This window comes from Gardnerella vaginalis 1500E, from assembly GCF_000263595.1.
Taxonomy (GTDB): domain Bacteria; phylum Actinomycetota; class Actinomycetes; order Actinomycetales; family Bifidobacteriaceae; genus Bifidobacterium; species Bifidobacterium vaginale_E.
Window position 1 is genome coordinate 16,989 of record NZ_ADES01000017.1, and the last position, 10,655, is coordinate 27,643.

The 10,655-nt window shown below is 43.0% G+C and carries 7 protein-coding genes; all 7 read right to left on the reverse strand.

Annotated features, from left to right (window positions below; translation table 11 throughout):
- Positions 1–11 precede the first annotated feature (11 nt).
- The 7 genes from CGSMWGV1500E_RS01090 to CGSMWGV1500E_RS01060 all read right to left on the reverse strand — a co-directional run bounded on the left by CGSMWGV1500E_RS01090 (position 12) and on the right by CGSMWGV1500E_RS01060 (position 9,997).
- Positions 12–875, reverse strand: a complete 864-nt coding sequence (locus CGSMWGV1500E_RS01090) for an anchored repeat-type ABC transporter permease subunit (RefSeq protein WP_004129137.1) — start codon at positions 873–875, stop codon at positions 12–14.
- 14 nt (positions 876–889) lie between these two features.
- Positions 890–1,687 carry an anchored repeat-type ABC transporter ATP-binding subunit gene (locus CGSMWGV1500E_RS01085; protein ID WP_032843656.1) on the reverse strand — a complete coding sequence of 266 codons (798 nt, stop codon included), beginning with the start codon at positions 1,685–1,687 and terminating at the stop codon, positions 890–892.
- Positions 1,688–1,720: 33 nt separating this feature from the next.
- Positions 1,721–3,457: an anchored repeat ABC transporter, substrate-binding protein gene (locus CGSMWGV1500E_RS01080; protein WP_230455198.1), complete on the reverse strand. Its 1,737-nt coding sequence runs from the start codon at positions 3,455–3,457 to the stop codon at positions 1,721–1,723.
- 51 nt (positions 3,458–3,508) lie between these two features.
- Positions 3,509–5,632: a choice-of-anchor M domain-containing protein gene (locus CGSMWGV1500E_RS01075; protein ID WP_004129143.1), complete on the reverse strand. Its 2,124-nt coding sequence runs from the start codon at positions 5,630–5,632 to the stop codon at positions 3,509–3,511.
- Positions 5,633–5,645: 13 nt separating this feature from the next.
- Positions 5,646–6,848 (reverse strand): TIGR03773 family transporter-associated surface protein, encoded by a 1,203-nt coding sequence (locus CGSMWGV1500E_RS01070; protein ID WP_004129144.1) that lies wholly within the window; start codon positions 6,846–6,848, stop codon positions 5,646–5,648.
- 34 nt (positions 6,849–6,882) lie between these two features.
- Positions 6,883–9,225 (reverse strand): choice-of-anchor M domain-containing protein, encoded by a 2,343-nt coding sequence (locus CGSMWGV1500E_RS01065; RefSeq protein WP_004129146.1) that lies wholly within the window; start codon positions 9,223–9,225, stop codon positions 6,883–6,885.
- Positions 9,226–9,442: 217 nt separating this feature from the next.
- The gene (locus CGSMWGV1500E_RS01060) at positions 9,443–9,997 is read right to left on the reverse strand and encodes a cysteine hydrolase family protein (protein WP_004118531.1); all 555 of its coding nucleotides are present in this window, start codon (positions 9,995–9,997) and stop codon (positions 9,443–9,445) included.
- Between the last annotated feature and the right edge of the window lie 658 nt (positions 9,998–10,655).

Consider the following 10,655-nt stretch of genomic DNA (forward strand, 5'->3'; position numbering starts at 1 on the left):
AACCTGCTTTCTTAACCTTTTGTTTTTACCAGCGCCTTTGAAATCAGCCCATGCTTAGGCGAGCAAACCCACGAAAGCACAAAAAGCACCGTTGCAACAAGCACAATCGTGCCGCCTGTTGCAGTATCAAAGCTCCAAGAAATATACATGCCCACAATCGACGACGCGCAGCCAATAACCGGCGCCAAAATCATCATTATAGGCAGCCTATCTGTAAGCAGTCTTGCGGTTGCAGCAGGTGTCACCAGAAGTGCAAGCACAAGCACGTTTCCAATAATTTGTACGGAAACAACTACTGCAATCGCCACCAGCACATACAGCATTCCATCTAGCCATGCCACTGGCAATCCCATTGCGCGCGAAGTTTCGCGATCCATCGACACACACACAAGCTCTTTGTAGAACATGCTCAAAAGCGTCAAAATAATCAGCCCTGTAACAGCTACAACAGCAATATCGGAGTCCGGAATGCCTGTAATTGAGCCAAATAAGAAGGATTCCAAAGAGCCGGCGTAGCCCGAAGCTTTTGATATTATTACGATTCCGAGCGCGAAAGCAGATACGAAAAATACTCCAATAAACGAGTCTTCGCGAAGCCTTCGATTTTGGCTAAAAATAGATACTATTAGCGCGGTTGCGACTCCTGCTAACGCGCCACCAAGAAGCAGATTACCTTGCAATACGAAGGCGATTGCGAGGCCTGGAAACACGGAGTGCGCTACAGCATCTCCAATAAACGCCATTCCTCTAAGCACTACATAGCATCCGACTACGCCGCAAATTACGCTAGAAAGGCATGCCACAATAAGCGCTTTTAGCAAAAACCAAAGGTCCGGATTGCTTAAGTCTTGTATAAATTCGATTGGAGATAACATTTATTTTTCCACCTCTATTTTTTCCCTATTACTTGCTCAACTGCTTTAATAAGCGGATTTTCAGGCGCTACATGGAAAGTTTGCACCCACTTCTCCGCGGTCAAATTTTGCGGCTCGTCGTCTCCAACAATAGTGCCATCAAAAAGCATGATTCTTGAGCATGAGTTAATCGAGCCAATTATGTCGTGAGAGCTCATAAGAATTGCCTCTCCAGACTTTGCTAAATCCAAAAACAGGCTCGTAAGTAACTCCTGAGTTGGCATATCAAGACCAGTAAATGGTTCATCTAACAGAAGCAAACGCGGCTCTCCGGCAAGCGCTCGCGCAACCAGCACGCGCTGACGCTGGCCGCCGGAAAGCTCCCCAATTGTTCGGTCTCGAAAATCAGCCATTCCTGTGCGGTGAAGCGAGGCAAGCGCAATTTCGTAATCTTCTTTTTTTGCGCGACGAACGTAGCCAATGTGGCGAATCCTGCCCATCATCACCACATCTAAAACAGAAAGCGGAAAATCCCACGCAATATCATGTCTTTGCGGCACGTAACCAACGTAAGATACGCGCGAATTTACACTATCGCCTTCTGCGCTAGGAGCTTTAACTTCTAGTTTTCCAGCGTGCGGAATCAGCCCCATAATTGCGCGGAAAAGCGTTGTTTTCCCAGCGCCGTTCGCACCCAGTAACCCAACGAATTCGCCACTATTGATAGTAAAAGAAACGTCTTTTACAACAGCTCGATTTGCGTAGCTTACACTCAAGTTTTGCGCGTTAATAACAGTACTATTTTCGCTAATATTTTTATTCATAAATCCCATCCACTTCGCTATCACTTCGCTATCACTTCGCTATCACTTCAAACATTTCGCTAAAGAATCCGCGTTAGCTCGCATCATATCCACGTAAGTTCTAACCTTCGCGTCGAAAGCGTCACCATAAATTGGGCAAACTTTCACATGTGCTTCGGCTGCAAGCTCTTTAAGCACAGACGAGCGCGAAATCAAATTCGGCTCCAAAAACACTGCAGGAATTTCCAAGTCGCGCAAAATTTGCGAAAGCCTACGCCTATCTTGCACGCTTGGCTCGCTTGAAGGGTTAATTGTTACAAATCCTGCAATATTTACGCCATAAGCTTTACCTAAGTATGCAAAAGCGTCGTGCGTTGTGACCAAATTGCGGCGCTCTTTTGGAATTGATGCAACTTTTTTGCGCATATACGCGTCTACATCGAGAAGCTTGTTAATATAACGATCCGCATTTGCGCGATATTTACGAGCATTTTTAGGGTCGACTTCGCAAAGTCTATCTGCTATTGTTCGCACATAAGCAATTCCGTTTTTTACTGACTGCCATAAATGCGGATCAATATCTCCGTGAACGTGTTTTCCTAAAACAGCCTGCGGAAGCTGATACAACTTTTCGCGAGCAGCACCTAAGAAACGATACCCCTGCTCTGCAGGAATTTCTTTCAGCGCGTTAGTTGGAACTTCCACAACCACATCTTGCGGATTGTAGTACACACGTTTTGGCGCAGCAGAGCGCTTTTCTTGCAAAGTATCCACTCGGTACATAAACCCGTGCGACGCCAAATCGTATGCTAAATCGGCATGACCTTTATTCAAAACCACGCGAGCTCTTCGCTTTTTCGCTACTTTCTGCGCATTTACGCCAACAGCAAAACGCATTCTTGTATTACCTAAACTTGCAACTCTTGTACCTTGAGCATCCAAAATATCCGCATGCCAATCAAGCGTATACACTCCCGACTTGCTAAAAGCCCAGCTTAAATGCGTGTGCGCATCCGCCGGCAAGTCCACGTGATCTTCGTCGCTAATTCCGTTCGCTGAATTTACGTAAGTTTCTACGCTTCCAAAAGTGCCTGTAAGGTAAGCGAATAATGCTCCAGGTCCTTTTACTTTTGTTGCAGTTAAGCGGATTCTGTCAGAGCGCTTCATGTTGTATGCGTTTGGCTTTATTACGGTTGCGCGTCCTTCTTTTGTTACTGTTGAAGGCGCGTTTGATTGTGAAGACTGCGAAGATGTAGAAGATTGCGATTCTTCAGAAGATTTAGAATTTTGCGATTCTTCAGAAGATTTCACAGTTGCAGATTTCACAGTTGCAGCTTCTGCTCCAACTTGCGCAGCCATGCGTTCTGTAGCAAGACCAAGCCAAATAGTGTCCAACGACACATCTTCGACCATTGGAATAATATCCGCCGCATGTTTCACGCTTTCTTCAGCAAGTTGCACATTTGGCACGCCTTTTCGCAAATTTGCGTCTAAAGCAGTAATAACACCATGCTCCTCAAGCATCATGTAATTACTAAAAGCCACATCCGCATACACAACGTCTCGAATTGAACGCAATCGTGGCTCGTAAGAGTGCGGATCTGCATTATCAGGTACGATTGAACTCACATTTGCAGCATCCCCTGCTACATTCGCCACCATATCACGCAAAACGCCTGTAGTTGTAACTACATTAATGCGACCATCGCGATGTCCTGCACGATTCCCGTTAACACTACCACAAGCAGAAAGCGGCAAAATAAGCGCGACGACTGCAATTGCACCAATCGAAGAAAACAAAGTTTGCTTTACTCTTCTGGGCCTATGAATCACCCTCACACACTCCTACTACTAATAGCGCAACAGCCAGTTGAAGTTAATAAGTCCGCGATTGTAGAGATACCAAATCCCTGCACCCAAAACGCCAAGCACAGCAATAATTCCACCAGCAAGAAGCGAATAAGCAAGTAAAGGATTTCGCTTAAATAATCCTTTTACACCTTTTGCTTCAGACTTCGCAACATCGTCATTATCGTTCAATTTCTGTCGGTACAAACTTTTAGCGAGCCTCTTGTTACTAATTTTTGAAACAAGACCTTTATGCTTTTTAGCTTTTCTTGGTAATTGTTTTCCAGAGTGTGAATTGTTCAATCCTAAACCACGACCACCAACAAAAGGATTTCCGCCAAAACGAGAAGGATCAGCAGGTTTTGGTGGATTATAAGGTACAAAAGGATCACCTTTTCTGCCTCGTGGATCCTTTTTTCCATTATCTTCGCGACCGTCAGCATACCCCATTGGCGTTTCTTGTGGATCAACACCAACAGCAACATGAATATTGCGAGTTACTGTAGAATTTCCGTCAGAAGCTTGGAATTGCAATGTGTAATATCCTGGTTCGTCGAAATCCCAATTTGCATGAGCATGCGTATTTGCAGGTATTGTATAATCTGTTGCTCCTTGAGTGGAGAAGATCTCTTTATCTCCGCCGCCCAAACCTCCAAACATCCAAACGCGTACGTTTCCAGGACCTTCAACTCCTGTTAGGCTCAATTGAGTTGGCTTATGCGGATTCATAGACTGATTATTCCAACCCATCCATGGCACACCATCAATTTGTGTTTGCGGTATACGATACACGCCGTTAGTTTTACCAGCATCACCAACCGCGAATACAACTGTGTCTGGGTCTCTAAATACGTGGCTTCCTGTCACATCTTCTTGCACAGCCATATCAACTTTATTTGAATCGCCAGTATATACAGCAATATCAACGTGACCGTGGTCTATAACAAGTTTGTCACCCTTGATGTCTTTGAACTTTGTCACAACAGATTGCTGCTTTTTAGTATCTTGCTTTCCGCTTTTAGTGTTATGTTCTGCATTAAAAAGACCACCGTTATTACTTCCAGCAAATCCTTGTTGTTGCATTTTTGCTCCAGGCCATGGAGTCACATAAACAGTGTTGTTGTTACCGTTAATGAAGAAAGATCCGTTGCTTTGTTGCACATTAATGCTGTGATCCTCACTTTGAGAATCGTCATTATCATCAGAATCTTCGTCGTCTTCGTCACCGTCAAAAGACGCGCCGTCATAATCAGCAAAATCCCCAGCTGTTACATCATGATTAGTTACATGGAATGTATAAGTCTGCTCAGAACTTTGTTCCTTGCCACCAATGGTAGCAGTAGCCTTCATTTTTAACTTGTACACGCCAGGACGGTTAAAAGACCAATACATGTGCGAATGCTTGCCGTTAGTATCAGCAATGTCAACATCTTTCGGCCATCCGTCAGCAGAGCCAAGCATTTTCTCATATTCCTCACCGCTGCGAATGTACATAAAAACTTCGCCGTTGTGTGGTGCTTCTATGCCAGTTAATGACAGTTTGACTGTTGGATCAACTGAAGTAGAACCAGCTCCCGTATATAACGGTCTAGTATCTAAACCTGGCCATAATGCACCAGTTTCCCCAGCTCCCGACTGATCAAAGAACCAGACTACACCTTCGCGAGTTGTTGCGTAGATTTCTTTTATTACCGGATTGTCCTCATCTTTGGAAAGCTGCATGATGTTTTTAGAACCGACTTCAAAAATAAGTCGATTCGTATCGTAACGAGTGCCATCATGATCTTTACTTTCAAATGCATCACCCAAGGTGCCTAATACCATACGCTGGTTTGCAGCATCAAAGAAAGTTGCAAAAACGTCAGTGTGACCTTTATACGCGTGGCAGATTACAGCTTTATTATCAGCCGCAGGTTGCGAAGCAGTACGATCCAATCTAGCAGCCGTACACGCTTCAAAATTGGCTTCTTTTATGGCGGTAAAATCTTTAGAAGATTTCTTTCCGCTTACAGCAGTTGTGTCACCGCCATTGTCAGCAAAAGCCGCTGGAGTTCCAACCATCATGCCACACAAGCACACGCCCACCAACAAAGCGCGAGATAATTTCTTTATACTATTACGAACCATTTTCGTCACACCATTATTTCCACTGAGTACCATCAGATTGCATATTGTCTGATTGAGAATATTGAGAATTATTAATTGGTGACATTACTGTAGTTTCTTGATCACGCACTAGATTTGACAAAGTACTGTCGCCATTCGCACTATTCACAGAATTTGCATTATTTGCATACTGTTGATTAGCTTGTGCAGAAGCTTGCTTAGCGAGCGCAAGATTTCGCGCTTTCTTGCTTTTAACTACAGCTATTAGCACAAAAATCACAATAATTACGGCAATGATAGACACAAAAATAGCTATGATCTGAAGAACTAAAGCTGTATCGTCACTGTTTTCAGATGCTTTGTGAGAGTGCTTATGCTTGTTGTGAAGAAGTTTGTGATGATTGTTAGTTTCATCTTTTGTGGATTGATTGTTGTCTTCTTCATCTTGATTCTCTTCATCACCTTCGTTGCCACTTGCTCCAGCAGCAGCGCCCGCACCTAAAGCAGCCTGCGGATCTGTATTGTCTCCAACTGCAAAATTAAGAACGCGAGTATCGCTTACTTTTCGTCCATTCTTCAATTTTCCGGAAAAAGTGAGCTTTACATGATAAATTCCAGGCTTAGAAAACACCCAATTCACGTGAGTATGAGCATTGGTTTCAATCCAGCTGTTTTGCGGATATCCTTTAGTACTATCCCAAAGTTGCTGTGGATTATTGTTGCCATTTTCTAAGTAAACGTGCAATTTACCTGGGCCGCTTACTCCTTCAAGCGAAAGATTAGCCCCTCGATCAAGCTCGTTAAGCACGCCACCTTCCTGCGTATTCCAACCAAGCCACGGCACATCAGGATTCTGAGTTTGTGGAATTACGTAAAGCTTTGTTCCTGGCTTTTCGCCAATAAAACTGTAAGCAGCGTCATCAGGCATAGGGATTATTGAATTGCTACCTAATTTAAATACCACATTTTCTGGGTCTCGCCACACTGGCTCATCGCCAGTATCGTCGCGAATTTTCAATTTCCATTTGCCGTCGATTAGCGTTGGTCCAAAATCAGCATGACCCGCTTGAATCATAACTGGCTGATTACCTTCAGTAGCATAAGCAGTTTCATGCATTGGATTTGGTACGCATAAAGATGTTACCAAAGCTACTAAAGAAAATATGAGCGCAAGCAATGCAGTAGAATATACATACTTTCTTTTTACTCGCAATGTTTCATTTTGTTTGTAATTCATTATTTAAACTTTCTAGTGATAATACGAATATTATTTACAACAATTTCAATTTGGAACGCATCAATGCTCCACATGCACCAGTTATTGTGCATAAGCCAACGCTCGCGCTTGAAACCGCAGCCGCAACCCACTTAGTTGAGGAACCGCTAGCTTTCTTATCCTCTGGATTATCTTCATACGCTTCATTAGGTTCTTCATCGTATTGCCTTGTACTTTGCGAAGCATGGCGTTCATTATTCTTAACAAAATCAGAGTTATTGACAGAACTATTTCTGGACTTATTGCCAGAATTATTATCTGTTCTCACGAAATTACGAACAGTCTGACCACTTTTCTTAGAGCTCTTGTTCTTAGTATGAGTTCCGCCAGAAGTTTGTCTCGATGAATTATTCAACGATTTTCCGCTTGAATTTTCTGTTCTCATAAAAGAGCTAGCGCTAGAACCAGAACCAGAACCAGAACCAGAACCATTTTGCGTATTATTTTTAGAACTATTCTTAGGATTATTCTTACGATTATTGCGATTATTGTTTGTGCGATTTAATTTTTTGCCAGATTTATTAAAGAAATTAGATTCGAATCGGAATCCACCGTTAGAGCTAGATCCGAGTAATCCAGAATTTGCAGCACCGCCGAATACGCCTTTCAAGAAGCTCCTGCCACCAGCAAAATGCTTAGTTTTATTTTTGCGCTTATTATGACGCTTATTATGTCTCTTACCATGGCGCTTTTTTCTATGAGGATTATCATCATCCTCCGAATCAGAACCACTTTGATCATCATCGCCATCATTGTTATGAGAGTGAGGAACACCCTTCATCTCAATAACATAATCGCAAAACTCATCAAACATTTTATTACGGTAAAGTTCACCGTTCTTTAAAATTAATGAAGGACGAATCGTTGCACCTTGCATTGTTGCATCAAGTTTTAGATCCAACTTGCTGCTCACAGCACCAGGAATGCGCTTAAATTCGCTTTCTCCTTCCTTTTTCATCAACCAAACATAGTCCTTAACAATGGAAGTTACAGGATTTGTAGGGTCATCGGTTGGCTCACCAGTAATGCCATCGGTTGCAACATGAGGGTTAAGCAATACTGTTTTCGCATGTAAAGTATCTCCTGGTTTGAAGCGCTTATACGGAGCAATTGCTTTTACTACAGGATGACCGTCAGCACCGTGATCTTCAACAACTATGGTTGCGGAGGCAGTATCTTTTCCAACTTGCGTTTTGCCTTCAGTTGCGTGAGCATACACTTTCATCTTGTTCATTGCAGGCTCAGCTGGAAGCTGCAATCTCTCAGCAAAAAGAGTGGTTCCATACGCGTCAGGGCCTTCGTCAGCGCGCACATATCTCCACTCAATGCGAGCACCCTTCGGCTTGTTAACTACTTTTAAGTCTAAACCGCCATAACCTTCGTATGAATGATAATGTGGATGAGGTCCGGAATCACGAATATTACCGATACGCATATCGCCGCCATCATCTTTATCCGTGTCTTTATGCTCTTCAGAAGCTTTGTGCGCTTCTTCATCATCATCAGGATTAATAAAATCACCGCGACGATGCAAATCAAGCGTTTCCGTAAGGCCAGCAGGAACTTCCCCTGAATATGTGTCTTCTACTTCAAACGTATATTCTGCAGGCTCAGTTGTAATCTGCTTTTTAGTGTTTTTATTTGTAATAGTTGCTGATACTTTTAGCTTATACACGCCAGGTTGCGTAAATCCCCAGTTTGCATGAACGTGACCGGCAGTATGTTGATGAATCACACCAGGTAGCATGAATCGACTGCCATCAGTATCAGGTTCGTCGTCTAAATCATTCTCTTCAAACGACAATTTCTTCGAATTTGTACCAATGCCACTGGTAGTCCAAAGCAGAATGCGACCGTTCATTGGTGCAGTAACTTGCTGAATTGCAATATCTGCTGTTGCGTCATCTGCGTGAGATGCGCCAACTAAAGATGCAGCATAACCTGTGTCCCAACCTGGGAAGAGAGGATTTCCTTTTTGGTTTCCAGAAATATCGAGATAGTAGTATTCAGTAGCGAGCGCAGGAAGCTGCGATTTTGTAGTATACGTGCTTTTTGCTACGCGCAAAGTAGTATTTTCAGGCTTTAAGAAAGTGGCACCATCTTTTTCGACGGCCATAATGAACTTACCCTTGTATTGAATTGGATAGAATACGTCCGTATGACCGTGACTTAGCACTTCCTTTTTTGTAGGATTGTATTTTTCGCCAGGATTACTATTTTCTAATGCAACCGCAGGTTTTGCAGCACTAAATCCTGATGCCAGCACGGCAAACGCAAGTATTGCAACACTTGCCATTGCAAAAGCGCGTTTCGCAATATTCTTAATGACCTGAGTCATAATTATTATTTCGCTCTCTACACTTCATCTTCTCTATTTCGCCTATTCGCGCTCTTCTTTCACGAATGACTATTGAAGATATCTTAACAACGTCTATCAATAATAATAATGATTCTCATTAATTGCAAGTCAACACTCCGAATAAACAAAAACGCTGGCAGCTTAAAGCAACCAGCGTTGATTATTTAATAATTTTTAATATTTTTAGCTAAAATCCTTAGCCTTCTACAATATCAGCATTAAGGCAAGTCTTAAAATGACGTAACGCCCACTCGTGCCCTGCAGGATCAAAACTTGCCACGGCATCCTTATGAACCACAATCTTAAATCCAAGATTATACGCATCAACAGCAGTGTGCAACACGCAAATATCCGTGCAAACTCCCACCAAATGCAACTCCTCAATGTGACGTTCGCGAAGCTTAATCAGCAAATCCGTGCCATTAAACGAAGAGTAGCGAGTCTTGTGAATGTAATACACATTGCTTTTATCTTTATTCGCTTCGTAAAAATCGCCAAGCGTGCCATATAACTTCTGGCCGTGAGTTCCGGCGATATTGTGAGGCGGGAAAAGCTTAGTTTCAGGATGATACGGATCGTTCAAATGATGCGTATCAATCGCAAAAACCACGAACTCACCAGCGTCAAGAAATTCCTGCGAAATCTCAGTAATACGCTTCTCGAGCTTTTGCGCAGGCTCGCCCACAGTAAGAGAGCCGTCGCTTGCCACGAAATCATTCGTATAATCAATGTTAATAAGGGCTTTATTCATACTTACTCCTTGCGATTATCACCATTTAATCACTACCTTGCGGCAAGTGCGATACTCTGCTGCTTCTTATGACTGTTTCCAACCACATTTGCCGGAAAAACTCCGGCTTTTGCGCGACGACCTGCTTTCGCTCTTGCTTGATGTGGCGCGAGTTTCGGGGGATTTCTCTCCTAGCGATTTTGTTTACGTTATTCTTGAGTATAGTCTATGAGTTTTGTAACTGATTTAGTTTTTCGGTTTTGACGAGGCTAGAAAATTTGTGTTTGCGTGCGTCCCGTCCTTCGGGCGCTCTGGCTGCTACAGGCGCTTATTGTGTTCGCCTATATTTAAAGAATGTAGCTTCTCAGTCCTCTTTTAGCACTGAACACAATTTTTCCAGCCTCTCAACACACTAAATGCCAACACAAAACTCATAGACTCGTTAAGTTTGTTACGAAAGTGCGTGGTTTACTAAGTGCAACTAAAGTCGCATATTTAAGCTGCGGGTTGGTGCAACTATCTATTTTTTTTATTGTCTGTTTAGTGCGAAAAATCTCAAATCTCTACCACACTGGTATTCGTATACTAAAGTCGCAAAACAAACTGTGGGTTGGTGTGTGGTAGGAGTGACTAGCGTGATGCGTGCGGCAGCATGGAGTATGAAAAAAGCGGGGAACAA